The organism is Komagataeibacter melaceti (assembly GCF_003403295.1).
In the GTDB taxonomy this organism is placed as follows: domain Bacteria; phylum Pseudomonadota; class Alphaproteobacteria; order Acetobacterales; family Acetobacteraceae; genus Komagataeibacter; species Komagataeibacter melaceti.
Window position 1 is genome coordinate 26,899 of the sequence record NZ_QUWV01000013.1, and the last position, 25,428, is coordinate 52,326.

Here is a 25,428-nt window from a genome sequence, read left to right on the forward strand (position 1 = left end):
GTCATGAAAATCGCACTGCCTGACCAGACCGGGCGGAAGGTGGACTACCTTCTGGCCGGAACGCCACTCCCCCCAACCGTGCTGCCGCCCGACCCGGTGCGGGTTGTCTATTCGGCGGCCCATGTCACGGCGGACCCGTTTGCCGCGACCGATCCCTCCGGGCAGGCCGCGATTGACTGGGATACGACGCTGGCCTTCCGCCGCCACCTTGCCAGCCTGGGGCTTGGCATTGCCGAGGCAATGGACACCGCACAGCGTGGCATGGGGCTGGACTGGTCCCGCTCGCTTGAACTGATCCGACGCACAAGGGCCGAACTGCCTGATGCGCTGGTGGCGAACGGTTGCGGGACCGACCAGCTTGATCCGCGTGACGTTACATCCGTCGATCAGGTCATCCGCGCCTATCTTGAACAGGCCGAGGCCATTCAGGCGGTTGGCGGGCGCATTATCCTCATGGCCAGCCGCGCGCTCGTTCAGGTGGCGAAAACGCCCGATGATTACATCCGGGTCTATCGCACCGTGCTGGCCAGCGCGGATGCCCCCGTCATCCTGCACTGGCTGGGGGACATGTTCGACCCGGCGCTGAAGGGATACTGGGGCACGGATGATTTCTCGGGCGCGCTGGAAACGGTGCTGTCCATCATCGGGGAAAACAGGTCGCGCATTGACGGCATCAAGATCTCCCTGCTGGACAAGGAAAAGGAGATCATCATGCGCCGCCGCCTGCCCGCGGGCGTGCGGATGTACACGGGGGATGACTTCAATTACCCCGAACTCATCGAGGGGGATGCGCAGGGGTTCAGCCATGCGCTGCTGGGCATTTTTGATCCGCTGGCCATTGCCGCGGCACAGGCGGTCAGTAGGCTGGGGGCGGGGGACGCTGCGGGGTTTCGCGCCATACTTGACCCCACCGTACCGCTGGCGCGGCTGATCTTTCGCGCGCCAACCCAGTATTACAAGACGGGTGTGGTGTTTCTTGCATGGCTGAATGGCTTTCAGGATCATTTCATCATGCTCAACGGTGCGCAGGCCATGCGGCCGCTGCCCTATTTTACGGAGATATTCAGGCTGGCGGATGGCTGTGGCCTGTTGCGTGAGCCTGAACTGGCCGTGCACCGCATGAAATCCCTGCTGGCAGTGTACGGGGCATGAGATGCGTGATTTCCGTCATGACATTTCCGCCCTTGCGCTCAATACCGCAACGCTTGGCCATAACGTGGCGGGGGCCGGGGCTGGCTGGTCGCCGGAACGGACCATGGATGCCTGTGTGGCGCGCGGCATTGGCGGGATCGTGCTGTGGCGCAGGGAGGTCGCGGGGCGGGAAGCGGCCGTTGCCGCCCATGCGCGTGCTGTCGGCATAAAGGTGGTCGGCCTGTGTCGCGCGCCGTTCTTGGTGGGGCCACTTGCGCCGGTACGGCGGGACGACGTGGTGGATGATTTCCGTGCAGCGATTGACCAGACGGCGGAGCTGGGTGCTGACATCCTGACCATTGTGGTCGGTGGCGTACAGCCGGGAACGAAGGGTGTGGCCACCAGCCTTGGCCTTGTGGCGGAATATGTCGCAACGGCAGCGTCCTATGCGGCGGCGGCGGGTGTCAGGCTGGCGCTGGAACCGCTGCATCCCGTCTATGGCGGGGATCGCTCCTGCCTGACAACCACGCGCGATGCGCTGGATATGTGCGACCAGATCAATGCGGAAAATCTGGGCGTGGCGATCGATGTCTATCATGTCTGGTGGGATACCGACCTGCCACGCCAGCTTGCGCGCGCGGGCAGGCGTATCTTCGGGTTTCATCTGTGTGATTGGCTGGCCCATACGACGGATGTGCTGCTTGACCGTGGCATGATGGGCGATGGCGTGGCCGATATCGCCACTATTCGCGCAGCGGTGGAACAGGCCGGGTATGACGGCATGTGCGAGGTCGAAATCTTCTCCGCAACCAACTGGTGGAAGCGTGACCCGGCGGAGGTTCTGGACGTGATGGTCGAACGCTTCCGCACGGTATGCTGAATCTGCGAGGAAACCATGAAAATCCTTGTCCCGGTAAAGCGTGTGATCGACTACAACGTGAAGGTCCGTGTCCGCATGGATGGTTCCGGGGTCGATCTGGCGAATGTCAGGATGTCCCTGAACCCGTTTGACGAGATCGCGGTGGAAGAGGCGGTCCGGCTGAAGGAAAGGGGCATCGCCTCCGAGGTCATTGTCGTTTCCATCGGGGTGGCGCAGGCAAGGGACGTGCTGCGCACCGCGCTGGCCATGGGCGCTGACCGCGCGATCCTGATCGAGGCGACAGTGGATGTGAACCACGATATCGAGCCCCTGGCCGTGGCGAAGATCCTTGCGCGCATTGTCCGGCAGGAAAGCCCCGATCTGGTCATTGCGGGCAAGCAGGCCATTGATAACGACATGAATGCAACGGGGCAGATGCTTGCGGGCCTGCTGGGCTGGGGGCAGGCGACCTTTGCCTCGGCCCTCCAGATCGTGGACGGGAACGCCATCGTCACACGGGAGGTGGATGGGGGGCTGCAGACCATCCGCGTTCGCCTGCCTGCGGTCATGACTGCTGACCTGCGGCTGAATGAACCGCGCTATGTCTCCCTGCCCAACATCATGAAAGCGAAGAAAAAGCCGCTGGAGGAACACGCCCTCGCCAGTCTGGGCATTGACGCCAGCCCCCGGCTGAAGGTGGTGCGCACGGTCGAGCCACCCCAGCGCGGCGCTGGCGCGCGCGTGGCGTCGGTTGATGAACTGATAGAGAAACTGAAAAACGAAGCGGGGGTCATCTGATGTCTGTTCTGCTGCTTGCCGAAGTCAATAACGGGCACCTGGTGGTCGATGCGGTGGCGAAAGCCCTGTCCGCGCTAGCCCCGCTTGGGGACGGGATCGATGTCCTCGTCATGGTGGGGGAAGGCGACAGTGCGGCGCGGCAGGCCGCGCGGCTGGATGGTGTGCGGCGCGTGCTGCTGGCGCAGGGGGATATGCTGGCCCATGGGCTGGCCGAGCCTGCGGCGGCACTCATTGCGTCCCTTGCCGCCGGTTACACCCATATCGCGGCGCCAGCCACGGCATGTTTCAGGAACATCCTGCCCCGTGCCGCCGCGTTGCTTGATGTCATGGTGATAACGGATGTCATTGCCATACGGGATGCCGCGACATTTGATCGCCCTGTTTACGCGGGCAACGCCGTGCAGACCGTCGTATCAGATGACCCGATCAGGCTCCTGACCATACGGACCTCGGTATTCCATGCGGTGGGAGAGGAAAAGGGAGAGGCCGCACCGATCGAGGCCGTGCCCACGGTGCCCGATCCGCAGCTTTCCACATGGGTTGAGGACAGCACGGTTGTATCGGAACGGCCCGAACTGACATCGGCGCGGGTGGTTGTATCGGGCGGGCGTGGGGTTGGTTCGCGCGAACGGTTTGGCGATATCGTGAAACTGGCCGACAGGATCGGGGCGGCCGTGGGCGCAAGCCGTGCGGCGGTGGACCTTGGATACGCACCCAATGACTGGCAGGTGGGGCAGACGGGCAAGGTTGTCGCGCCCGACCTGTATTTTGCGGTCGGTATTTCCGGCGCGATCCAGCACCTGGCCGGAATGAAGGATTCCCGGGTCATTGTCGCCATCAACAAGGATGCGGATGCCCCCATTTTCAGGGTGGCCGATTACGCGCTGGTCGGGGATCTCTTTTCCATCGTGCCCGAGCTTACGGCAAAACTGTAAGCAGGCTTACGGCCGGAATACTTGGCGGGGAGCAAACTGCACAGAATAATTCATGCCCATTTTCCTGTGAGGATGAAACGTAAGCAGGGGTTATGGGGTTTATACAGGAATGACAGCCGTCCAGAAAAAGAAGCCACGGCAGATAGCACGGCGTGGCGCAAGAACAGGATGACAGGCTATGAACCCTGATGAAAAACATAGGTTTGGCCGTTGTGATTTTGACGTAACGGCCTTTGCTTTCGGAACCGCGCCGCTTGGCAACTTCATGCGCGAAGTGGATGAAGGCGTTGCCGGGGACATGATCCGCCACGCATGGGATGCGGGCATCCGGTTCTATGATACCGCGCCCATGTATGGCCACGGGCTTGCGGAACTGCGGCTGGGGCATGCGCTGCGGTGGAAAAACCGCGATGATTTCGTGGTTGCGTCCAAGGTGGGGCGTGTCCTGCATGCTGGCAGGCGTGCGGATATTGATTTCACGCCGTGGAACAACGCAGCCCCCAACACCATGGATTTTGACTACAGCTATGACGGGACGATGCGTGCGTTTGAAGATTCGCTGCAACGTCTCGCGCTGGAGCGGATTGATATTATCTTCATCCACGACATCGACCGCTTCACCCATGGTGAAAACCAGCCCGAAGTCTTCCGGCAGGCCATGGATGGATGCTGGCGCGCCCTGGAACGGCTACGTGATGAGGGTGCCGTCAGGGCCATCGGGGTGGGGGTGAATGAATGGGAGGTATGTTACGAAGCCATCCGGCAGCATGATTTTGACTGCTGCCTGCTGGCCGGGCGCTACACATTGCTGGAGCAGGATGCGCTTGACCGGTTCCTGCCGCTGTGTGAACGCCAGGGCGTGGCGGTTGTGGTAGGTGGCGGGTTTAATTCAGGCATACTCGCCACCGGCGCGGTTGCGGGGGCAAAGTACAATTACGCGCCCGCGCCCGACCATATCATGAAACGTGTTGCCCGGATCGAGGCGGTGTGTCGGGAATATGATGTTCCGCTCCCCGCTGCTGCCCTCCAGTTCGTGGTGGCGCATCCCGCCATTCCTACATTCTGTGCTGGCACGCGCAATATCGCGCAGCTTGAGCAGAACCTTGGCTGGTTCCGTTATCCTATCCCTGCGGAATTCTGGGGCGCGCTGAAGGAACGTGGGCTATTGCGCGTGGATGCGCCCGTGCCGCAACACGACCTTGCCCATGATGTTTCCCGATAATGTAGCGCGTATAATTGTAACTATCTGGTTCGATACCAAGAGCGTCGTAAAACATGCCGGACATAACGGCATTTTCCCAAACAAGACGTCCCGGAGACAGATATGTCGTTCATCAAGGAGTATGTGGAGCGGCAGACGCTCCACCGGCGTAACCTCCTGCTCATGTCGGCCTACGGGCTGTGCGGGGCGGTGCTGGGTGCTGCGGCCGGGCCGGGCCGGGCAGGGGCCGTAACTGCCAACCCCCGGATTGCGTGGAGCTACCGCGACCGGACAAATCCGTACTGGAATGCCATCGTATCGGGGGGCAATGCCTTTGTCCGGAGCCTTGGCATGCCCGAAAGCGCCCTGATCAACCTGATAAATGAAGGCTCGAGTGAAAAGTCACTGGCCGATATCCAGTCTCTGCTTTCACGCTATGGCAGTGGTGTCGCGCTGGCGGTGGACCCGAACGATATGCCCAACTGCCGCCCCGTGGTCGAGGCGGTCAGCAAGGCAGGGGCCTATGTTTCCACCATCTGGAACAAGACCGATGACCTGCACCCGTGGGATTTTGGCGATAATTACGTATCGCACATGACATGGTCCGATGTCGGCCCGTCCGAGCAGACCGCCCGCGTGCTGTTCGACGCCATGGGGGGCAAGGGCGGCGTCGTGCATCTGGGTGGCATCGCCTCGAACAATCCGGCGATCGAGCGCCTTGCGGGGTTCCGCAATGCGCTGAAGGCCTATCCGAACATCCAGTTGCTGGCCGTGCAGGCGGCCGACTGGGATACGCAGAAGGCCAATCAGGTCATGTCGGGCTTCCTTACGCGCTATGGGGATTCAATCAAGGGCGTGCACTGCGCCAGTGACACCATGGCCTATGGCGTGATCGAGGCCCTGCGTGCCGAAGGGATCGAGGACATGCCCGTCGTATCCTATGACGGCAACCCCCAGGCGGTGGAACTGGTGACACAGGGCAAGATTCTGGCCACCGTTTTCACCAATCCCTACTGGGCGGGGGGAATTACGGCAGCACTGGCCTATTACGCTGCGACCGGGGCATTCAAGCCATCGGCGGAACCGCACGAACACCGTGAATTCCTTGGCCCCACCATCCTGGTCACGACCAAAGATGCACGTGAGTTCAAGGCCAGGTATATCGACACCAACCCGCAATACGACTGGAAGAACTTCTGGGCGCTGGCCAGTAAGTAAAACAATAATAAAAATCACTTCTGAAAATGGAACGAGGCTGGATCAATGAACAGGTTCCTGGCCATGGATGCCCTCAGGAAATGGGTGCCGCTTCTCGTGCTTGTGGGGTTGTGCCTGTTTTTTACGGTGGTCAATCCCAACTTCCTCTCGCTGCGCAACTTCGCCCGCATCGCCATTTCCGCCACGCCTGCGCTCATGGTTGCGGTCGGGGTGACGTTTGTCATCCTGATGGGGTCGATCGACCTGTCCATGGAGGGGACGGTCGCGGTCTGCGCGGTGCTGTTCGCGCTTGCGCTCAACGCGCTTGGCGGTTCGATTGCCGGGTGGGGGTGGGTGGCCATTCCGGGTGCGCTGCTGGTTGGCGCGGCACTGGGGGCAGTGAATGGCATGGTGCATGTCATGCTCAGGATTCCGTCCTTCATGGCCAGCCTTTCGCTGGGGTTTGTGGGGATCGGGCTGTCACTGCTGATTACGGGCGGCAACCGGATACTGATTGATGATCCGCTTTTCCGCTCCCTGCTGACGGTGCGGGTCTGGGGCTTTCCCCTCATGGCCTATGCAGCGCTGGGCTGCCTGCTGGTGGCGTGGTTCATTCAGGACCACACCACCATGGGGCGCAATTTCTATGCCGTGGGCGGGGCGGAGGATCTGGCGCGGGCATCCGGGCTGGATGTGGGGCGGCTGCGCATTATCGGCTTTGTGCTGGCGGGTGTGTTCTATGCGCTGGGCGCGATCTTCGCGGTGGCGCGGCTTGGCATTGCCGAGACCGAGACGGGCCGCAATTTCATGTTCATGTCCATCACCTCGGTCGTGGTGGGGGGAACCGCGCTGCGGGGCGGGGCCGGTGGCGTGTGGAACACGCTGGTGGGCGTGCTGATCGTGAATGTCATCGGCAACGGCATGGTCGTGATCGGGCTGGCTGACTACTTCCAGGACGGTGTTCTCGGGCTTCTGGTCATTGCCGCGGTCTATCTGTCCACCAACCGGCAGTCCCTCTCATTCGTAAAGTAGAATGTCATGTTCGAGCTGAAGAATGTCGAAAAGCGCTATATGGGCGTGCATGTGCTCAAGGGCGTGGATTTCCGTATTGATGATGGGGAGATCATCGGCCTGGTGGGGGAAAACGGCGCGGGCAAGTCCACCCTGATGAAGGTGATGTACGGCGCGGTCCAGCATGATGCCGGGAGCGTGCTGGTGGATGGCGCGGCCGTGAATTTCCGCAGCCCGCGTGATGCCATGAAGATGGGCGTGGGCATGGTGTACCAGGAACAGTCCCTGATCCCCAACCTTACGGTCATGGAAAACATCTTTCTGGGCTTTGAAAAACCCTTTGTCCGGTTCGGCGCGATCAGGTGGAAGAAGATGGCGCAGGCCGCGCGCAGGCAACTGGCCAAGGTGAAGCTGGACATTGACCCGGCCACCATTACATCGCACCTGACCTTCGCCCAGCGCCAGCTTGTGGAACTGGCCAAGGTCCTCGCGCTTGAAGAACGGGTGGAGGGCAGGCTTGTCATCCTGCTGGATGAGCCGACATCCGTCCTGTCGCGTGATGAGATCGACCTGCTGTTCAGCGTGGTGCGGGCGCTGCGCAGGCGGGCTTCGTTCATATTCGTCTCCCATCGGCTGGATGAAATCATTGACCTGTCCGACCGCATCTATGTGCTCAAGGACGGGTCGGTCGTGGATGTCCTTGACGCAAGGCACGCCGATATCGGCACCATCCAGAAGAAAATGGTCGGTCGCGACATCAACACCGAATATTACCGAGAGGACAGGCAGGCCCCGTATGATGAGGACAAGGTCCTGCTGGAACTCGACCATGTCAGGATTGCCGGGCGCGGTAACGATGTTTCCCTCAGGCTCCATGCGGGTGAGGTGCTTGCCCTTGTCGGGGTGGAGGGATCAGGCCGGGAGCCGATCCTGCGCACGATATTCGGCATGCTGAAACCCGAAAAGGGCACGCTGCGCATACGTGGCGAGCCGATGCGCGCCTTCAGCCCCGCGCGCAGTGTCGCCCATGGCGTGGGCTACGTGCCCCGGGAGCGCAAGGTCGAGGGGATCGCGAGCGGCATGAACGTGTTTGAGAACATGACCCTGTCGCAGATGCGGAACTATTCAAGGGGTGGTGTTCTCGATATCGGGGCCGAACGGGCGCTGGCGCGTGAATGGATCGGGAAGCTCTCCATCAAGGTGCCATCCGAATACGCGGATTGCGGCAACCTGTCAGGGGGCAACCAGCAGAAGGTCGTGCTGGCGAAATGGCGTAGCGGCGGCTCGGAAATCATTCTGCTCGACCACCCCACGCGTGGCCTCGACATCGGGGCGAAGGTGGATGTGTACGGCATGATCCGTGACATGTCCGCCGCGGGCGTGGGGATCATCCTGGTCGCGGATACGCTGGAAGAGGCCATTGGCCTCAGTCACACCATTGCTGTCATAAAAGACGGGGAAATCAGGAAATGGTTCAACTGTCAGCCGGGCGCAAAGCCGTCCCTTTACGATCTCATCCAGCACATGGTGTGAGTGGCGATCTGACCCTGACCGAACGGATGCGGCGTCATTTCCCGTGGATCACGCTGGTCAGCGTGCTGCTGGTGGTGGGGATGAAGGACATCAATTTCCTTGCCCCGGAAAATCTGGTCAATCTGGCGTCCGATTTCGTGCCGCTGCTCATCATGGCCGTGGGCATGACCTTTGTCATCTATATTGGCGGCATAGACCTGTCTTCCCAGTCCATCGCCAATATGGCGACCGTGCTGGCCACCATTTCCCTGCCGGCTCTTGGTGTCGGCGCGGGACTGCTGGTGATCGTGGCGGGCCTTGTGGCCGGCGCGGTGTCGGGCGTGGTGACGACGCGGCTGAAGGTGCCTTCCTTCATTTCCACGCTGGCCGTGGGCGGGATCGCACTATCTGTAGGGCAGTATGCATCGGGCCAGCAGGCGCTGCATATGGACATGGCGCAGCGGCTGCATGCCTTTGGCTGGCTGGTGGGGCAGACGGCGGGCATTCCGCATGCCCTTGTGCTGGCGCTTCTGATCGTCGCAGCCGCGTGGTTCATCCAGGTACGGATGGTGCCGGGGCGGACATTCAAGGCGATTGGCGCGGCCGAGCCTGCCGTTATTGCCTCGGGCATCCGTGCGGAGCGGTACAGGGTTCTTGCCTTTGCACTGTCCGGCATGTTCGCGGCTCTTGCGGGGCTGGTGTTTTCGGTCCGGCTGTCCGGCGGTTCCCCCACATTGGCGGAGGGGTTCCTGCTGCCCGCCATCGTGGCCGTTCTTGTGGGCGGCACGCCACTGACCGGCGGCGTGGGCGGTGTGCTGAATACCCTGATCGGGACCATGATCGTCGCAGTGGTGCGCGCCAGCATGATCTATTTCAGTATTCCGGCAACCGGCCAGCAGATTTTCTTCGGCGTGGTCCTGATCATCGCAATCGCGACAACAATAGACCGCTCAAAAATGCGGATCGTAAAATAATGGGAGAGGCATAATGGAAACCATGCAGGCCGCCGTGCTGGTCGCCCCCGGCCATTTCGAGGTCAGGGACGTGCCCATACCCGAAACCGGGCCTGATGACGTGCTGGTAAAGGTGGAGCGCTGCGGAATCTGCGGCACCGATGTCCATATATTCCAGGGGCATTACGTGGCGGACAGGCTGCCGCTCATCCCGGGGCATGAGTTCAGCGGAACGCTGGCGCGTCTGGGCGCGCGGGTTACGGGGCTGCAGGTGGGGCAGAGGGTGGTGGCGGACATCAATGTCGGCTGTGGCCACTGTTACTTCTGCCGCCGCAACGAGATCCTGAACTGTAGCGAGGTCAGCCAGATCGGCATCCATCGTGATGGCGGTTTTGCCCAGTATGTCCGTGTTCCCGCCCGGCAGATCATTCCTGCCCCGCAGGATACGGCAGCCGAGGTGCTGGCCCTGACCGAACCCGTGGCCTGCGTGGTCCGTGCGGCGCGCAAGGCGGGGGCCACCTTTGGCCAGTCCGTGGTGGTGCTGGGGGCAGGGCCGGTCGGTAACCTGCACATCCAGATGATGCGGCTGATCGGGGCGGCGCCGGTCATTGCCGTTGAACTCTCCCCCGAACGCGCGGACCTTGCGGCACGGGCGGGGGCGGATGTCGTCATTACCGATCCGGCGCAGATGACGGATGTCGTGAAAATGCATACGGGTGGCCGGGGCGCGGATATCGTGATTGAAAGCATCGGTTCACCCGCGCTGTACGCCCGCGCGTTTGACCTGATCCGGCCCGGTGGCCATGTCGCGGCCTTTGGTATTACCGGCCCCGATGACACTGTCCCGCTGAAGATACTGGACATGATCCTTAAGGAAAATTCGATAAAGGGGTCGGTGGCCGGGATGGGTCAGGACATGCATGACGCCCTGACCCTGCTGACACATGGCCGTTTTCAGGTGGACGCCTTTACACGCGCCATTGTACCGCTTGAGCGGATACAGCAGGCATTTGATACGTTGAAAGACAGACCTGAAATCCTGAAAGTCCAGATCGCGCCGCCTGCCTGAAAAACAGGAACGTAGTGACATAAAGCAGCAGGCCCGATGCCCGCCGGTGATGTATCCGGTATGGACGCTGGAGGTTTTCATGGCAGGTAAATGCCTTGTTACTTAGGGTGCGACAGGCTAACAGGAGGGGCATCGGGGCGTATATTCCGCCAGCCACTGCCAGCCCGGGCCCGTATCAGCCCAAGGAGAAACCATGCCAAAAGTGTCGAACACCACCAGACAGGCAGCGGCACAGGGCAGGAAGGCATCCGGCAGAAAACCCGTCGTGACGCATGCGCGCGATGCGGAGGCCACGCAGCGCCGCATCCTGCAGGCTGCCAGGCAGGAATTCGCCATGAACGGACTGGCTGGCGCGCGTGTTGATATCATAGCCGAAAAGGCCGAAGCCAATAAGCGCATGATCTACCATTATTTCGGTAGCAAGGAAGCACTGTTCGAACGTGTGCTGGAAGATGCCTATACGGATATATGCGTGGCCGAGCAGTCACTCAGGCTGAACCATCTGGACCCGAAAACAGCACTTGAAACGCTGGTCAGGTTCACATGGCAGTATTATCTGGACAATCCTGATTTCCTGACTTTGGTCAATAACGAGAACCTGCAGAAAGCCGTGCATCTCCACGGTTCCGAAGTCCTGCCCGTCATCAGCCGGAACCGGCTGGACATGATGGAGACCCTGCTGGCGCGCGGGGAAAAGGCGGGTGTGTTCCGGCCCGGCATTGACGCCATGCAACTGAACATAACGATTGCGGCCATCGGGTATTATTACATCACAAACCGTTTTACCGGCTCCATCATCTTTGAATGTGACTTCATGGAGCCCGAAATGCTGCGCAGGCGGCTTGAGTTCAATATTGAAACGGTTGTCAGAACGGTCTGTAAATAAACCTTTTATTCCCCCACAGGTTATATGGTCCACTGGTCAGGCCACATGTTGGTAACAGCCTGTGTGCCGGTCATTCACATGCGCGTGGGTCGGGTGCTGACAGGGCGATAGCGCTTGAGATCAGCCCGGCCCATACATATAAATAACCAGATAGTTATATGTGGTGAAAGAGGTTCGGTATGTCAAAAACAAGAAGCGCTGCCGCCGCCGCCGCGTTAATCGGGGATAATGCCGTCGTTGCCGTGAATTCCTCCAGCGGGCTGTGCTGCCCCGATGCGGTTCTGGCCGCCATTGGCGAGCGGTTCCGCACGGAAGGCGCGCCCCGCAATATCACGACAATCCACCCCATCGCCGCGGGCGACATGTTCGGGACCCGGGGGGTGGACCACCTTGCGCAACCGGGTCTGATTTCCCGTATTATCGGCGGGTCCTACCCTTCCGGCCCGTCATCGGCCGAGCCGCCGCTGATCCGCCAGATGCTGGGGCGTAATGAGATCGCGGCCTATAACGTGCCCAGCGGCATCATATTCGACATCCTGCGCGAAGGGGCGGCAATGCGCCCCGGCGTGCTGACAAAGGTGGGGCTGGATACATTTGTCGATCCTGCGCACGAAGGCTGCGCCATGAATGACGCCGCGCGTGAGAAACCGCTTGTCAGCCGGGTGGAATTCCAGGGCGAGGACTGGCTGTATTTTCCCGCCATCCAGCCCGATGTGGCCATTATCCGCGCCAGCACCGCCGATGAGCGCGGCAACCTGACATTCGAGCACGAAGGCGCCTATCTTGGTGCCATGGAACTGGCGCTGGCCGCCCATAACAGTGGCGGTATCGTGATTGCACAGGTCAAATACGTAGCCCAGTCCGGCACACTGCGCCCTCATGACGTGCGTGTGCCGGGTATTCTGGTGGATTATGTGGTTGAAGCCCCCAACCAGCTACAGACCACGGCCACCCCGTACGACCCCGCCATTTCGGGTGAGGTGTTCCGTCCGATCGACAGTTTTACGCTGCCGCCGTTTGATGCGGCCAAGGTCATGGCGCGGCGCGTGGCGCGCGAACTCAGGCCGGGATGGGCGGTGAACATAGGCTTTGGCATATCGGCCAATGTACCGCGTATCCTGCTGGAGGAAGGCCGCCATGGCGAGGTGACATGGGTGATCGAGCAGGGGGCTGTTGGCGGGATTCCGCTGCTTGATTTCAAATTCGGCTGTTCATCCAACGCCGAAGCCTTTGTCGCATCGCCCCACCAGTTCACCTATTTTCAGGCAGGCGGGTTTGATGTGTCGCTTCTCTCCTTCCTCCAGATCGCGGGCAACGGGTCGGTGAATGTCTCGAAACTGTCCGCGCGGCCGCATGTAACGGCGGGGTCGGGTGGGTTTGTCGATATTACGTCGCGTGCGCGCAGGATCGTCTTTTCGGGTTATTTCAACGCAGGCGCGAAATTCGACATCGTGGATGGTCGGCTGGTGATCGAGCGCGAGGGGCGGATTCCCAAGATCGTGGACGAGCTTGAACAGATTTCCTTCTCCGGCCCGCGCGCGGTCGCGCAGGGGCAGGAGGTGCTGTATGTGACGGAGCGCTGCGTCATGCAACTGACCCCGGACGGGCTGATGGTGACGGAAATCGCACCGGGCATTGACCTGCAGACGCAGGTGCTCGATCAGGCGCAGGCGAGCCTTCTGGTCTCGCCCACGCTGCGCCTGATGGATGCGGCCCTGTTCCAGCCCGATGGTAAAATCCCCACCCACGGCTCCCGCGTCGCGGCGTGAGGAATGGCACCTGTCCCATCCCGGCCATGACCGGGATGGGCGGATGCTTTGGCCGTGTCAGTCGGTCAGCCGCTGGATGCGACGGGCCTCGTGCATATGGGCGCGCAGGACCTCGTTCAGGCCGGACAGGCGGGGCACGCCATCTTCCACCAGGATTTTCCCGTTGACGATGGTCGTGCCCGCTACGGCGGGCGCGCAGCGCAGCCACGCCTCCACCGGGTCGGTCAGCGCACCGGCCAGCGCAACCTCCGACATTTTCCAGATCACCAGATCCGCGCAGGCACCCACGCGCAGGTGGCCCAGTTCATCTTCGCGGCCCAGACAGGCGGCGCCGCCCCGTGTCGCCATGTCCAGCGCATCGCGCGCGGACATGGAATGCGGGCCGTTCCTGAAGCGCCCAAGTAGCAGCGCCATGCGGGTTTCCAGCCACATGGAGGCATGATCGGTCGAGGCCGAACCATCACACCCCAGCCCCACGCGCATGCCACGGGCGCGCAGGTTCATCGCATCCGCCGCGCCGCCGCCAATCATCATGTTGGAACACGGGCATTGCGCGGTACATACGCCCGCATGGGCCAGACGGTCGATTTCACTGCTGGAGGGATAGATGTAATGGGCCACCCATGACCGGGGTGAGGCCCAGCCCACCCGCTCGAAATACTCGGTCGGGGTGCAGCCGTACACCTCGGCGCAGTAGGTGTCTTCCTCGGGGTCTTCCGCAAGGTGGGTGTGCAGGCGCAGGTCATGCCTGTCGGCCATGGCGGCGGATTCACGCATGATCCGTTCGGATACGCTGAACAGCGAGCACGGGGCCAGCGCCACACGGTCCATGGCACCGGGGGCGGGGTCGTGAAATTTGGTGACCAGCCGTTCGCTATCGGCCAGGATCGTATCCTCATCCTGTACGACGGAGGCGGGCGGCAGGCCCCCATCCTCGACCGAGCGGGTCATGGACCCACGCGTGGCATGGAAACGGAAGCCGATTTCATGCGCGGAGCGGAACTGTGCATCAATCAGGTTGGGTCTGGGGTGGACATACATATGGTCCATCGAGGTCGTGCACCCGCCCATAAGCAGTTCCACCATCGCGACAAAGGTGGAGAGATAGACGGATTCCTCATCCAGCCCGGCCCAGAGTGGGTACAGGCCCTGAAGCCATTCAAACAGCGTACCGTTGGTAACGGGCGCGTAGGAACGGGTCAGGTTCTGGTACATGTGGTGGTGGGCATTGATTAGCCCCGGCGTGACAAGCTGGCCACGCGCGTCAATGGCCCGGCTGGCTACGGGCGGGGTCTGGCCCCCGGCGCCGGTGGAATGGACACGCCCGTCCTTTATGGCGATCCAGCCGTTGGGAATTTCGTGGCCACGGTCAATATAGATGTAGGCATCGGTAATCAGGAGATCGACGGTCATGGACCTGCCTTCGTTCAATACCGGTTGCGAGATGGCTGCCATCTCGTCGCGATGAAGCCCTGTACCGGAGGTGCGAGGTCCGGATCGTCATCGTATGGGTATCGAACGGGCGTTGACTGCCCATGTCTATCATCGCCCGCACCCGGAATGCAACGATTCCGGTCGGGCTTGCCCTTAATGCCCGCCCGGCACGGGGCGGGCGGCATCAGGGTGCATGATCAGGCATTTTTCTCCCCACACTGCATGAGTGGTGCGCTCTTTTGTGACTGGACGGAGGCATGGTCGCTGCCTGTCACATAGTCCTGCAGTTCACGCGCTTCCTGTTCGGCATTTTCCGCGCGGAGTTTGACAACATCCCCGATGCTGACCACGCCCGCCAGCTTTCCATCCTCCACAACCGGTATGTGCCGGCTGCGGGAATAGGTCATGCGGCAGGAAAGATCATAGATACTGTCATCCGGCGTGGCGGTGGGAATGTCCGTGCGCATGATATCCCCGGCATGCAGGGTCGAGATGTCCGGGCCCTTTTGCGCCAGCGCGTTGACAATCATCTTTTCCGATACAAGGCCGACCAGCCTGCCATCGGGGTCAACAACGGGCGCACCGCCAATATTGTGCCGCGCAAGCGTATCGGCCACGGCAAGTACCGGGTCGTCCGCCTTTACGGTAATGACGTTGTTGCCCTTCTGGGCCAGGATATGAAAGACGCGTGAGGACATGGGAAAATCCTTTCCATGTTTCCGGGGCGTGTTCCCGACTTTTCCCGTCATTCAGCCGGGAAGGAACGGGTGGATGATACGGGCGGGAAACAGCCCCCCGATCACCACGATCATGGTCAGAACGATGACAAGCGTGGTCAGTTCCGGTTCCATGCGCCAGGCCGTTTTTGTGGCGGGCGTGGCAGGTGCCTTCATCATGACGCGGATGATGTTCAGGTAATAGTACAGCCCCATGATGCTGCCGGTTACCAGTGCACCCAGCAGCAGGTCACGCTGGCGTGCGACACCGGTGGCCGCGACCCCGAATTTTGCAAAAAAACCGATACCGGGCGGAATCCCCGCAAGTGAAAGCAGCATGAGCGACATGGCCGTGGCCATAAAGGGACGTGTAAAGAACAGCCCGCCCCACTGCGTAATGGCCGCCCCATTGGGGGACAGGGACGGGGAACACGCGCACATGACGGCGAACACACCCAGCGTACTGACCGTATAGGCCACCAGATAGACCGTGATGACGCCGGGTTGCAGTGGACCGGGGGAGAGGAAGGCAATCAATAGATAACCCACATGCGCAATGGATGAGCACGCCATGAGCCGTGTGAGGCTGCTCTGGCGCAGCGCCAGCAGGTTGCCCCCCAGAATGGTCAGGATGATGACCGCGTACAGCATGCCGTTGAGGGCAGGGGGCAGGGACCCGGTCCCGAAATACCGCACGAATGTGGAAAATATCGCGATTTTCGAGACCACGGCAATGAAGGCGGCCACGGGAAGCGGCGCGCCCTCCATCACGTCAGGCAGCCACATATGGAATGGAACGACCGAAAGTTTGAAGAACATGCCGACAAGGATCATGACCGTCGCAACCATCGCCATGGCGGGCGGCATGCCGTCGGCCGGTATGGGTGGTGCAAACCGCAACGACCCGGTCAGGGCATAGGCCAGCCCCATGCCAAAAAGCAGCACGGCGGAGGACAGGCCCGAAAGGATGAGGTATTTCATCGCCGCCTCACAGCCGCGCATGAAGTGGCGATGATTGAACGCCACCAGCCCCATAAGGGAAATGCCCACTATTTCCAGCCCCAGGAAAAAGGGCACATAACTGGCGCTGAACACCATGGCGGTCGCGCCCAGCGTGCCCAGCAGCAAAAGCAGGGGATATTCCTCCGCCGGGCGCGCGCCATCATCCGTCAGGTCACGCCATGACATGAGCAGGATGCAGGCGGAGGAGAATAGGACCAGCATGGCCGTGAAGGCTGTCCAGTGGTCCTGAATGAACAGCCCCATGCTGCCATCAGGCACTGTTCCGGTATGGTGCGTCACCATGCCCAGTGCCACCAGTTCGGTCACAAGCCCGATGGACAGCCCGCGCACGACTGACCGCCGCCACGCCATGCCTGCCAGCATGAGCATGATTCCTGCGGAAAGCACCAGCAGGGGCGAGGGAAGGAAGGTATCATGCAGGGTCATGATGCGTGCCCCTCCCGACCCGCTGCCGTCGTGGGGAAAGGGGAGGAAGGCGCGGAAAATGTCATGAAAGGCTGTGGGTACAGGCCAAGCACGACCAGAAAGGCCATGATACAGCCCAAAGCCATCATCTGCCGGGCCGGAAAATCCGCCATCGGCTGGAGGCTGCCCCCTTGCGGGGCAAGAAAAATGCTGTTGACCAGGCGCAGCGCATAGATGGCCGAAAGCACCAGCCCCACCGATGCCAGCACCGCAACGGGGGGGCTGACATGCCACGTTGCCAGCAGGACCAGGAATTCACCGGCGAAATTCCCCAGCCCCGGCATGCCGAGTGAGGCCACGGCAAAGAACACGCCCGCGCTGGACAGGCGCGGCATGGCGGCCCACAATCCGCCAATGCGGCGCATGTCGCGCGTGTGCATGCGTTCCTCGATGGAACCCGCGACCAGAAAGAGCGCGCCCGTACTCAGCCCGTGCGCCAGCATTTGCACGATCGCCCCCTCCATGCCCATCGGGGAGCTGGAAAAGATGCCCAGCAGCACAAACCCCATATGGCTGATGCTGCCATAGGCAATCAGGCGTTTGACATCATCCTGCGAACACGACAGCCACGCCCCGTAAAGGATACCGGCCACGCCAAGCCCCATGGCCAGCGGGGCGAAGCGGGCGGCCGCATCGGGAAAGAGCATGACATTGAACCGGATCATGCCGTAGCCGCCGGTCTTGAGCAGGATGCCCGCCAGCAGCACGCTCGCCGCCGTGGGGGCCTGCGTATGGGCATCTGGTAGCCAGACATGAACCGGCACGACCGGGAGCTTGACGGCAAAGGCGGCGAAGAACCCTAGCATGAGCAGCATGGACACCGTTGGGGATAGTGGTGTGGCCGCCAGCGCAAAATAGTCGAATGTCAGCACCCCATCCGCCCGGTAGTGCATCATGACCAGCCCGAGGATGGAGAGCAGCATGAGCAGCCCGCCACCCTGCGTGAACAGGAAGAATTTCAGCGCTGCGCGCTGCCTGTCCTCATGCCCCCATACGGCAATCAGGACGAACATCGGCACCAGCATCAGTTCCCAGAAAAAGAAGAACAGGAACAGGTCGGTGGCAAGGAACGTGCCGATAACACCCGCAAGGGTCGCAAGCAGGAGGAAATGGAACACCCCCCCATTGGCCATGACCTGACGTGTCGCAAGGAACAGGCACGCAAGACACAGGATAAGGGACAGCCAGATCAGTGCGAGCGAAAGCCCATCCATATCAAGCCTGACCGCAATACCCATGGTCGGAACCCATGGCATGGAAAAATGCGCCATCCATGGCTCCGCATGGGCCGGGTGGCGCAGGGTCGCGACCAGCAGCACCAGGGTTTCCAGCACCAGTGTCATAAGTGCGATGCGCCACGGCGCATCATGCACACGCAGCGCCGCCGCCATGCGGGAGCGGCCAGCCAGCCATGCCACGCCCCCGCCCGCAATGGGCAGCAGCACAAGCGCGGGAAGCGGGTTCATGACAGCATCACCACGGCAAGTGCCACGCACAGCCCGCCAGCAACCCAGCCCGCGTACCATCGCACCCGGCCATTCTGCATCCATCCCAGCAGCAGGCTGCCTTCTGCCGTCATTATGGCCGTGCGGCGGGCCACGGTGTCGAGAATGTCCTTTCTGGTTTTTGCAAGCGCGATGCTGGCGCTACGGGTCAGCCAGCCTGCCTGCGCAACCAGGCGGTCAGGCACGTCACGTCGCGTAAGCCAGACCAGCAGGCGCAGCGGTTGTACGAAAATATGGTCATACAGCACGTCCATGCCGTGTCCGGGCCGGGCGAGGCGGATAATGGCGGCCTGCTGCGGCATTTCGCGCATGACGGCGGGCGTGCGGCCCCACAGCACCCATGCCACGGCCAGACCGGCAAGGGGCACGATCGCGCCTGCCAGCACGGTCCATCCGGGTTCGTGCATGGGTGATGGATGGCCGGAGGGGGAAAGGAGGGCCGTAAACAGGTGAACGGGCGCAATTACATCCGGCATTTCAATGATCCCCCCGAACAGGGCGAGGAAGGTAAGACAGGCAAGTGGCACAGCCATGAGGCGCGGCGTCCCGCCGCTAACCGCGCCCTTTCCTTCCCCCGCAAAGACAATGAACACGCAGCGGAAAATATAGAGCGCGGTCAGGAAGGCCCCCAGCAATCCCGTCGCCCACAGGACGTGCGCGGACAGGGGCGTCATGAAGCGGCTGCCCCATACACCGGCAAGGATCATTTCCTTGCTGTAGAACCCGGCCGTCACCACCGGCAGACCCGCTAGCGCGGACGCCCCGGCCACAAAGGCCACGCCCAGCCCCGGCATGGTACGGCGCAGCCCCCCCATGCGGAAAATATCCTGTTCATGACCAAGGCGCATGATGATGGCGCCCGCCGCAAGGAAGAGCAGTGCCTTGAAGCAGGCATGTGTCATCAGGTGGAAAAGGGCCGCCTGCCACGCGCCGCACCCCAGCGCGAGAAACATGTAGCCAAGCTGACTGATGGTGGACCATGCAAGAATACGCTTGAGGTCGGATTGCACCAGCGCCGTGCACGCCGCCACAAGGAGCGTGAGCGCCCCGGTCACGGCCATGACCGCCATGACGACGGGGGCCGCAGCAAACAGCACATGCAGCCGCGCAATCAGGTAAATCCCCGCCGTAACCATGGTGGCGGCATGGATCAGTGCGGATGTGGGTGTCGGCCCGGCCATGGCGTCGGGCAACCATGTCTGGAACGGGATCTGGGCCGATTTGGCCAGCGCCCCCACCAGCACGAACGATGCTGCCGCAATAAGGGTAAATGAGGGCACAAGACCCGCCATGGTGGCCGCCAGAATGGGTTCGATCCGGAGTGACCCGGCTTGCGTGGCCAGCAGCAGCAGGCCGCACAGCAGGGCGGTATCCCCGATACGGGTCATGAAAAACGCCTTGCGCGCGGCGGCGGTATTGGCCGGGTCGTCATGCCAGAACCCGATGAGCAGGTAGGAACACAGGCCCACCCCCTCCCACCCGATGAACAGGCACAGCAGGTCCGATGCCAGCACCAGCACGAGCATCGCGGCCACGAACAGCGTCATGCAGCCAAAAAAGCGCGCAATACCCGGATCATCCGCCATGTAACGTGCGGCATAGACATGGATCAGCAGGCCAACGACCGTGACCACAAGGATCATGACCATGGAAATCCGGTCCAGCGTGAAGACAATATCCGCTGAAAAACCGGATACACGCACCCATTCCCACAGTTGAGCATGCACTACGCCCCCCGGCGGCCCGGCCAGAAGCCCGGTTGCCAGCATGATGGCGGAAAGGGCGGCAAGCCCCACGCCACCACATGCCACTCCCCCCACGGCCCGCGCGGACAGGCGCCCGGCAGACAGGAACACGATGATGGATGCCGCAAGCGGGCACAGGACCGCCAAGGGGAGCAGGAGGGACATCATGCGCCTATCCCCGCAACAGGTTGCCGGTATCGGCATCAAGCGTGGGGCGGCCTTGTGCATGCAGGCAGAGTATGATGGCCAGCCCGACCGATGTTTCCACGGCAGCCAGCGCCAGGATCATGAGGAACATCACCTGCCCCGATGCATCATGCCAGCGCGCACCGGCAGCGACGAACAGTACGGCGGAAGCATTGAGCATGACGTCGAGCGACATCAGCATGAACACAAGGTTACGTCGCACCAGCATCCCGGCCAGCCCCACTGAAAAGAGCATGCTGGTGAAAAGCAGGCTTTCATTAAGGGAAAGGACAGGCATGTCAGCGGTCCTCCACGCGGTTGCGCCCGATGTGCAAAGCCGAGATCAGGCCAGCAAGAAGCAGGAATGACGCCAGTTCGACCATCAGCACGTAGTGCCCGAACAGGCCTAGCCCCACATCACGTGCCGTAAGCGGGGCAAGGGGCCACGCATGGCCGGAAAAGGGCGTGGCGGCATAAAGGAGTTCGCCGCACAGCAGGCCGGCAAGCACACCCGGCCCCGCCCATGCGCGCGGCCTGAGCCATTCCCCCTCCCGCGCGGCATCAGGCTGGCCGCTGTTGAGCATCATGACCACGAACACGAACAGCACCATGATGGCGCCCGCGTAGATGATGATTTCCAGCATCGCCGCGAACGCAGCCCCCAGCAGGGCCAGCACCATCGCCACGGCCAGCAGGGTCACGACCAGATAGAGCACGGCATGCACGGCCACCCGCCGCGTGATGACCATGATGGCCCCCACGAATGCGATACCGGCGGAAAGGAGGGCCAGGGCATGCATGGCGCGTCACGGCAGCAGGGAATGGATGTCAACCGGCGGGCGCTCACGTTCGGATGCGCCACGGTCCTTGCCGGGGATGGGAATTCCGCTGACATGGTAGAAGCTGTAATCTGGATATTTCCCGGTACCGCTGATCAGCAGGTCTTCCTTTTCATATACAAGGTTGGGGCGCGAATATTCGCTCATCTCGAAATCGGGCGTGAGCTGGATGGCGTAGGTGGGGCAGGCTTCCTCGCAGAACCCGCAGAAGATGCAGCGTGAGAAATTGATCCGGAAATATTGCGGATACCACCGGCCATCGGCCTCGACTTTCTGCAGGCTTATGCAGTCCACCGGGCAGGCGACGGCGCACAGGTTGCACGCCACACAGCGTTCCGCCCCGTCGGGATCGCGTGACAGGATGATCCGCCCCCGGTAACGCGGGGGCAGATAGGGCTGCTGCTCGGGGTACTGCACCGTCGCGCGCCGGTAAAAGGCGTGGCGGAAGGTCAGGAACAGGGTGCGCAGTGTATCAAGCATGGGATATGCCTTTGTACGGGGGCGCTAGGGAGTAGTGGCACGCAGCATCATGATGGTGCCCGTCGCCATGACATTGAGCAGCGAGAGCGGCAGCAGGATCTTCCAGCCCAGCGCCATCAACTGGTCGTAACGCGGGCGGGGCAGGGCCGCGCGCAGCAGGATGAAAAACATCACCATGCCGCAGGTCTTGAGCGTGAACCACACGGCGGCGGGCAGTACCGGCCCTAGCCCGCCACCAAGGTAAAGCGTGGTGACAAGGGCGGAGACCAGAATGATCCCGGCATATTCGGCAATGAAGAACATGCCGAATTTCAGGCCAGAATATTCGGTGTGAAAGCCCGCCCCCAGCTCGTTCTCACCCTCGGGCAGGTCAAAGGGAAGCCGGTGCGTCTCCGCAATGCCCGCCAGCATGAACACGCAAAAGCCGAGACATTGCGGGATGACGAACCATACACGCCCCTGTGCCGCCACGATGTCACGCAGGCTGAACGAACCGGCGGCCATGACCACGCCCAGCAGGGAAACCCCCATGAACACTTCATAGCTGATCATCTGTGCCGCAGCCCGCATGCCGCCCAGCAGTGCGTATTTGCTGTTGGACGCCCAGCCCGCAAGCACAACGGCGTAAACCCCCAGCCCCATCATGGCCAGGATGAACAGCAGCCCGACATTCATCCCGCCCGCAATGCCCCCCATGGCGGTGAAGGGTATGACGGCAAAGGACAGCAGCACCGTCATCATGCCGATGGCGGGGGCGAGGACGAACACGCCCCTGTCGGCAAACGGGGGCACCCAGTCCTGTTTGAACAATAGCTTGACCCCGTCCGCCACGGCCTGGAACACACCGCCCGGCCCCACGCGGTTGGGGCCATAACGGTCCTGCCATAAGCCAAGCAGCCGCCGCTCCACCCATGTCAGCATGGTAGCAAGCCCGAGGACCGCAAGCGGTGTCAGAACCGGAAGGGAGAGGCGCATCATGACCCACCTCCCGCACCATCCGCCATGTCCAGACGCGCCCGGCAGGGGAAATGGAAGGCGCGCGCGACCATGTGGGCCGGGCACAGCACGATGCCCGTGGGCAGTCCGACCATTGGCGCAACAGGCAGGACATGCGGCCCGTCTTCCAGATGGAGTGTCATGTGGGTGGGAAGCCCGGGCCCTGCGGGGACCCGCAGGGTGGGGGCATCGGCACGGGCTGCGACGGGGGGCGAGAGCATGCTCAGTTCCTCGCTGCCGAACAGGCGTGTCTCGGGCAGGACAAGGACGCTGCCCTCCGATGGGGCAGACGGGGGCGGGATGTCGGTGCTGTAGGGATGGGGCGCATCCGGGGTATCGCGCCCTCCGCCCCCCGTGAACAGCCGGACACCGGATTTACCCCCACGCATTTCCCCCCCGATCTCGTTCTGGAAGCGGTTGAGCGCCTGCACCGAGTTCCATGGGGATACCTGATAGCCCGGCACCAGTGGCGCGGGCATGTCCGGGGTGTAGGCTCCTTCCATGGAACTGCTGAAAGGGGTGTCGGGGCTGGCGGGGGGCGGCTGGTCATGCACGCTTATGTAGGAGCGGATAACGGTGCGCCCGCTGGCGCGGTAGGTCTGGCTGCGCAATTTCTGGCCATCCAGCCGGTAATCGGCATGGGGGGCCGCGTCCGTGATGGCGGCAAGGGCAGGGAACGCGCGGGCCAGTGCGGTGATGACATCATCCAGATTCCGCCACGTTGTCAGCCCCGCCGGGTGGGATTGCGCCGTGTTGCGTGCCAGTTCCTGCATCCACCGCCAGCCTGCCTGTATGGGGGCGGCAGGAAAAACCGCCTGGAAAAAGCGTTGCGCCCGGCCTTCGTGGCTGACCAGCGTGCCGCTACATTCGCTGAACGCGGCGGCAGGCAACACAAGCTCCGCATGTTGGCAAAGCGGTGTCAGCGTGTGGTCCACAACGACGATATTGGGCACACAGGCCACAAGTTCTGCCACCATTGCGGCGGACAGGTGACGGGTCAGGTCATTTTCCACAATGATAAGGGTGGCGATATCCCCATTTCTTGCCCGCTCCAGCACGGCCTCAAGCGGCAGGCCGCCAAGCATGGCCAGCCCCATGCTGTTACACTCCGGCATGACCAGCGACAGCCCGGCAACTTGCCCACGCCGCGCAAGGGCTGCGGCGATACTGGCCGCGGCATGCATAAGCGCGGGCGCGCCATACTGCATGCCTGATACGATAACCGGCTTCTGTGCGGCCATGAGCGTGGCGGCAATATGTTCCGCCAGTCGGGTATCTTCGTCCCCCAGTGCGGCAACGGCGGGGGCGGACGGGTCAATCAGGTGTGCGATGGCAAAGCCAAGGCGTGCAATGTCGTCAGGTGCGCCGCGATGGGGCCGGGCCGCGACATCATCCAGATCGGTCGGGGCAGGCGTGAGTACATATAGCCCTGTGGGACATTCACTCCCCAGCGTGCGTACGGCGGCGTCCATCCAGCGCGGCACCTTGGCGGCATCCGCCGCGTGAAAGGACGCCTGCCGGACTGACTGGCGCAGGGCAAGGCCAAGCCGGGGGGCGGTGGTGCATACATCTTCGCCCAGTACCAGTGCGGCGTCAGCACTTTCCATGTCATGCACGGTGGGAACAGGGCCGGGGTGCCCGCGCAATAGGGTATGGGCCAGTTCCGCGCAGGCCTGTTCATGTTGTGTAAGGCCGGTGCAAAAATGCTGCGGCCCGACAAGCGTGTGCAAGCCGAAGCAGGTTTCCAGCGCGGCGCGGGGGGAGGCAATGCCCACAACCGGTCCCTCCACCGCCATATCTGCGAACCGTGCCAGCGCGTCGGCCACGGGTACGGGAACGTACTGGCCCGCAATGGCGCGCATGGCCGTGCGGATGCGCGTGGTGGCATTGACAAAGCCATGCCCGAACCGCCCCCGGTCACACAGGACGTAGCGGTTTACATCGGCATTGTAGCGGTTAAGGACACGGCGCAGGGTTTCCTCACGCGCATTGACAATGGTGTTGCACCCCACCGCGCAATGCACGCAGACGGAGGGCGCGCCGCGCATGTCCCATTTGCGGGTATAGACACTGGAAGAGGGCTTGTCGGTAAACACGCCGGTCGGGCAGATTTCGACCAGATTACCGCTGAAGGCATTCTGCAGCGTTCCATCCGCCGCACGCCCGAAATACACATTGTCATGCGATGCGAAGGCCGCCAGGTCGTCCCCGCCCGCATAGTCACGGTAGAACCGCACGCAGCGATAGCAGGCGATGCAGCGGTTCATTTCGTGTTTGACGAACGGGCCAAGGTTCTGGTTGCGGTGGGTGCGTTTGGTAAAACGGTAGCGGCGGATGTTGTGGCCGGTCATTACCGTCATGTCCTGCAGGTGGCATTCGCCCCCTTCCTCACAGACCGGGCAGTCATGTGGGTGGTTGACCATCATCCATTCGATCACGTCCGCGCGGAACGCCCGGGCCTCCTCATCCGCAATGGAGACGATGGCGCCATCACTGGCCGGGGTCATGCAGGCCATCACGATGCGGCCCGTCGTGTCATCAGGGCCACTGAACTGCCGGATCGCGCACTGGCGGCACGCCCCGACGGAGCCGAGTTCGGGATGCCAGCAGAAATAGGGCAGGTCCGCGCCCGCTTCCAGACAGGCCTGCAGCAGGTTGAGGCCGGGGCGGGTGGGGCAGTCCCTTCCATCAATGCGGATGCTGGTCATGATCGTATCT

General features: G+C 62.2%; 22 protein-coding genes. 12 read left to right on the forward strand and 10 right to left on the reverse strand.

The genetic code is table 11. The features are described from left to right. The first annotated feature begins 3 nt into the window (after nucleotides 1-3). The 12 genes from DY926_RS01430 to DY926_RS01485 all read left to right on the forward strand — a co-directional run bounded on the left by DY926_RS01430 (nucleotide 4) and on the right by DY926_RS01485 (nucleotide 13,321). The gene (locus DY926_RS01430; RefSeq protein WP_116701756.1) at nucleotides 4-1,152 is read left to right on the forward strand and encodes a dihydrodipicolinate synthase family protein; all 1,149 of its coding nucleotides are present in this window, start codon (nucleotides 4-6) and stop codon (nucleotides 1,150-1,152) included. A 1-nt stretch (nucleotide 1,153) separates the two neighbouring features. After that, nucleotides 1,154-2,011, forward strand: coding sequence for a sugar phosphate isomerase/epimerase family protein (locus DY926_RS01435; protein WP_116701757.1), 858 nt, complete (start codon nucleotides 1,154-1,156; stop codon nucleotides 2,009-2,011). A gap of 15 nt (nucleotides 2,012-2,026) precedes the next feature. Continuing rightward, a complete protein-coding gene (locus DY926_RS01440) occupies nucleotides 2,027-2,788 on the forward strand; it encodes an electron transfer flavoprotein subunit beta/FixA family protein (RefSeq protein WP_116701758.1) in 762 nt (253 codons plus the stop codon). Further along, entirely contained in the window at nucleotides 2,788-3,723 is a 936-nt protein-coding gene (locus DY926_RS01445; protein ID WP_116701759.1) for an FAD-binding protein, read from the forward strand. Before DY926_RS01440 ends, DY926_RS01445 begins: the two co-directional genes overlap by 1 nt. Before the next feature lie 178 nt (nucleotides 3,724-3,901). Beyond that, on the forward strand, nucleotides 3,902-4,945 hold the full coding sequence (locus DY926_RS01450; RefSeq protein WP_116701760.1) for an aldo/keto reductase: 1,044 nt from the start codon (nucleotides 3,902-3,904) through the stop codon (nucleotides 4,943-4,945). Between the two features lie 102 nt (nucleotides 4,946-5,047). Further along, nucleotides 5,048-6,142: a sugar ABC transporter substrate-binding protein gene (locus tag DY926_RS01455; protein WP_116701761.1), complete on the forward strand. Its 1,095-nt coding sequence runs from the start codon at nucleotides 5,048-5,050 to the stop codon at nucleotides 6,140-6,142. Between the two features lie 45 nt (nucleotides 6,143-6,187). Beyond that, complete coding sequence (locus DY926_RS01460; protein WP_116701762.1) at nucleotides 6,188-7,153, forward strand: ABC transporter permease; 966 nt, start codon at nucleotides 6,188-6,190, stop codon at nucleotides 7,151-7,153. Nucleotides 7,154-7,159: 6 nt separating this feature from the next. Further along, a complete protein-coding gene (locus DY926_RS01465; RefSeq protein WP_116701763.1) occupies nucleotides 7,160-8,665 on the forward strand; it encodes a sugar ABC transporter ATP-binding protein in 1,506 nt (501 codons plus the stop codon). After that, the gene (locus DY926_RS01470) at nucleotides 8,662-9,618 is read left to right on the forward strand and encodes an ABC transporter permease (RefSeq protein WP_196778560.1); all 957 of its coding nucleotides are present in this window, start codon (nucleotides 8,662-8,664) and stop codon (nucleotides 9,616-9,618) included. The genes DY926_RS01465 and DY926_RS01470 overlap by 4 nt, the downstream gene beginning before the upstream one ends. Before the next feature lie 13 nt (nucleotides 9,619-9,631). After that, nucleotides 9,632-10,666, forward strand: coding sequence for a zinc-dependent alcohol dehydrogenase (locus tag DY926_RS01475; RefSeq protein ID WP_116701765.1), 1,035 nt, complete (start codon nucleotides 9,632-9,634; stop codon nucleotides 10,664-10,666). A gap of 193 nt (nucleotides 10,667-10,859) precedes the next feature. Next, nucleotides 10,860-11,552: a TetR/AcrR family transcriptional regulator gene (locus DY926_RS01480; RefSeq protein WP_116701766.1), complete on the forward strand. Its 693-nt coding sequence runs from the start codon at nucleotides 10,860-10,862 to the stop codon at nucleotides 11,550-11,552. A gap of 179 nt (nucleotides 11,553-11,731) precedes the next feature. Continuing rightward, the gene (locus tag DY926_RS01485) at nucleotides 11,732-13,321 is read left to right on the forward strand and encodes an acyl CoA:acetate/3-ketoacid CoA transferase (RefSeq protein WP_116701767.1); all 1,590 of its coding nucleotides are present in this window, start codon (nucleotides 11,732-11,734) and stop codon (nucleotides 13,319-13,321) included. 57 nt (nucleotides 13,322-13,378) lie between these two features. On the opposite strand, the gene DY926_RS01490 is transcribed toward DY926_RS01485, so the two are convergent. The 10 genes from DY926_RS01490 to nuoG form a co-directional block, all read right to left on the reverse strand. Continuing rightward, complete coding sequence (locus DY926_RS01490) at nucleotides 13,379-14,734, reverse strand: 8-oxoguanine deaminase (protein ID WP_116701768.1); 1,356 nt, start codon at nucleotides 14,732-14,734, stop codon at nucleotides 13,379-13,381. Nucleotides 14,735-14,952: 218 nt separating this feature from the next. Then, entirely contained in the window at nucleotides 14,953-15,453 is a 501-nt protein-coding gene (locus DY926_RS01495) for a CBS domain-containing protein (RefSeq protein ID WP_116701769.1), read from the reverse strand. A 51-nt stretch (nucleotides 15,454-15,504) separates the two neighbouring features. After that, nucleotides 15,505-16,920, reverse strand: coding sequence for an NADH-quinone oxidoreductase subunit N (locus DY926_RS01500; RefSeq protein ID WP_116701770.1), 1,416 nt, complete (start codon nucleotides 16,918-16,920; stop codon nucleotides 15,505-15,507). Next, nucleotides 16,917-18,425, reverse strand: coding sequence for a complex I subunit 4 family protein (locus DY926_RS01505; protein WP_116701771.1), 1,509 nt, complete (start codon nucleotides 18,423-18,425; stop codon nucleotides 16,917-16,919). Before DY926_RS01505 ends, DY926_RS01500 begins: the two co-directional genes overlap by 4 nt. Next, nucleotides 18,422-20,377 (reverse strand): NADH-quinone oxidoreductase subunit L, encoded by a 1,956-nt coding sequence (gene nuoL, locus DY926_RS01510; RefSeq protein ID WP_116701772.1) that lies wholly within the window; start codon nucleotides 20,375-20,377, stop codon nucleotides 18,422-18,424. Before nuoL ends, DY926_RS01505 begins: the two co-directional genes overlap by 4 nt. A 4-nt stretch (nucleotides 20,378-20,381) precedes the next feature. Then, entirely contained in the window at nucleotides 20,382-20,693 is a 312-nt protein-coding gene (gene nuoK / locus DY926_RS01515; protein ID WP_116701773.1) for an NADH-quinone oxidoreductase subunit NuoK, read from the reverse strand. A 1-nt stretch (nucleotide 20,694) separates the two neighbouring features. Continuing rightward, on the reverse strand, nucleotides 20,695-21,195 hold the full coding sequence (gene nuoJ / locus DY926_RS01520; RefSeq protein WP_116701774.1) for an NADH-quinone oxidoreductase subunit J: 501 nt from the start codon (nucleotides 21,193-21,195) through the stop codon (nucleotides 20,695-20,697). 6 nt (nucleotides 21,196-21,201) lie between these two features. Continuing rightward, nucleotides 21,202-21,714, reverse strand: a complete 513-nt coding sequence (nuoI, locus tag DY926_RS01525) for an NADH-quinone oxidoreductase subunit NuoI (RefSeq protein ID WP_116701775.1) — start codon at nucleotides 21,712-21,714, stop codon at nucleotides 21,202-21,204. 24 nt (nucleotides 21,715-21,738) lie between these two features. Continuing rightward, nucleotides 21,739-22,692, reverse strand: coding sequence for an NADH-quinone oxidoreductase subunit NuoH (gene nuoH / locus DY926_RS01530; protein WP_116701776.1), 954 nt, complete (start codon nucleotides 22,690-22,692; stop codon nucleotides 21,739-21,741). Then, entirely contained in the window at nucleotides 22,689-25,418 is a 2,730-nt protein-coding gene (nuoG, locus tag DY926_RS01535) for an NADH-quinone oxidoreductase subunit NuoG (RefSeq protein WP_116701777.1), read from the reverse strand. The genes nuoH and nuoG overlap by 4 nt, the downstream gene beginning before the upstream one ends. Nucleotides 25,419-25,428 lie beyond the last annotated feature (10 nt).

Bases quoted from the DNA above. Each gene is read 5' to 3' on its own strand.
- nuoG (WP_116701777.1), bottom strand. From the start codon at position 25,418: ATGACCAGCATCCGCATTGATGGAAGGGACTGCCCCACCCGCCCCGGC.
- DY926_RS01440 (WP_116701758.1), top strand. From the start codon at position 2,027: ATGAAAATCCTTGTCCCGGTAAAGCGTGTGATCGACTACAACGTGAAG.
- DY926_RS01450 (WP_116701760.1), top strand. From the start codon at position 3,902: ATGAACCCTGATGAAAAACATAGGTTTGGCCGTTGTGATTTTGACGTA.
- DY926_RS01495 (WP_116701769.1), bottom strand. From the start codon at position 15,453: ATGTCCTCACGCGTCTTTCATATCCTGGCCCAGAAGGGCAACAACGTC.
- DY926_RS01430 (WP_116701756.1), top strand. From the start codon at position 4: ATGAAAATCGCACTGCCTGACCAGACCGGGCGGAAGGTGGACTACCTT.
- DY926_RS01455 (WP_116701761.1), top strand. From the start codon at position 5,048: ATGTCGTTCATCAAGGAGTATGTGGAGCGGCAGACGCTCCACCGGCGT.
- DY926_RS01485 (WP_116701767.1), top strand. From the start codon at position 11,732: ATGTCAAAAACAAGAAGCGCTGCCGCCGCCGCCGCGTTAATCGGGGAT.
- DY926_RS01460 (WP_116701762.1), top strand. From the start codon at position 6,188: ATGAACAGGTTCCTGGCCATGGATGCCCTCAGGAAATGGGTGCCGCTT.
- DY926_RS01505 (WP_116701771.1), bottom strand. From the start codon at position 18,425: ATGAACCCGCTTCCCGCGCTTGTGCTGCTGCCCATTGCGGGCGGGGGC.
- DY926_RS01445 (WP_116701759.1), top strand. From the start codon at position 2,788: ATGTCTGTTCTGCTGCTTGCCGAAGTCAATAACGGGCACCTGGTGGTC.
- DY926_RS01490 (WP_116701768.1), bottom strand. From the start codon at position 14,734: ATGACCGTCGATCTCCTGATTACCGATGCCTACATCTATATTGACCGT.
- DY926_RS01435 (WP_116701757.1), top strand. From the start codon at position 1,154: ATGCGTGATTTCCGTCATGACATTTCCGCCCTTGCGCTCAATACCGCA.
- nuoJ (WP_116701774.1), bottom strand. From the start codon at position 21,195: ATGCATGCCCTGGCCCTCCTTTCCGCCGGTATCGCATTCGTGGGGGCC.
- nuoL (WP_116701772.1), bottom strand. From the start codon at position 20,377: ATGATGTCCCTCCTGCTCCCCTTGGCGGTCCTGTGCCCGCTTGCGGCA.
- nuoK (WP_116701773.1), bottom strand. From the start codon at position 20,693: ATGCCTGTCCTTTCCCTTAATGAAAGCCTGCTTTTCACCAGCATGCTC.
- DY926_RS01465 (WP_116701763.1), top strand. From the start codon at position 7,160: ATGTTCGAGCTGAAGAATGTCGAAAAGCGCTATATGGGCGTGCATGTG.
- DY926_RS01475 (WP_116701765.1), top strand. From the start codon at position 9,632: ATGGAAACCATGCAGGCCGCCGTGCTGGTCGCCCCCGGCCATTTCGAG.
- DY926_RS01500 (WP_116701770.1), bottom strand. From the start codon at position 16,920: ATGACCCTGCATGATACCTTCCTTCCCTCGCCCCTGCTGGTGCTTTCC.
- DY926_RS01480 (WP_116701766.1), top strand. From the start codon at position 10,860: ATGCCAAAAGTGTCGAACACCACCAGACAGGCAGCGGCACAGGGCAGG.
- nuoI (WP_116701775.1), bottom strand. From the start codon at position 21,714: ATGCTTGATACACTGCGCACCCTGTTCCTGACCTTCCGCCACGCCTTT.
- nuoH (WP_116701776.1), bottom strand. From the start codon at position 22,692: ATGATGCGCCTCTCCCTTCCGGTTCTGACACCGCTTGCGGTCCTCGGG.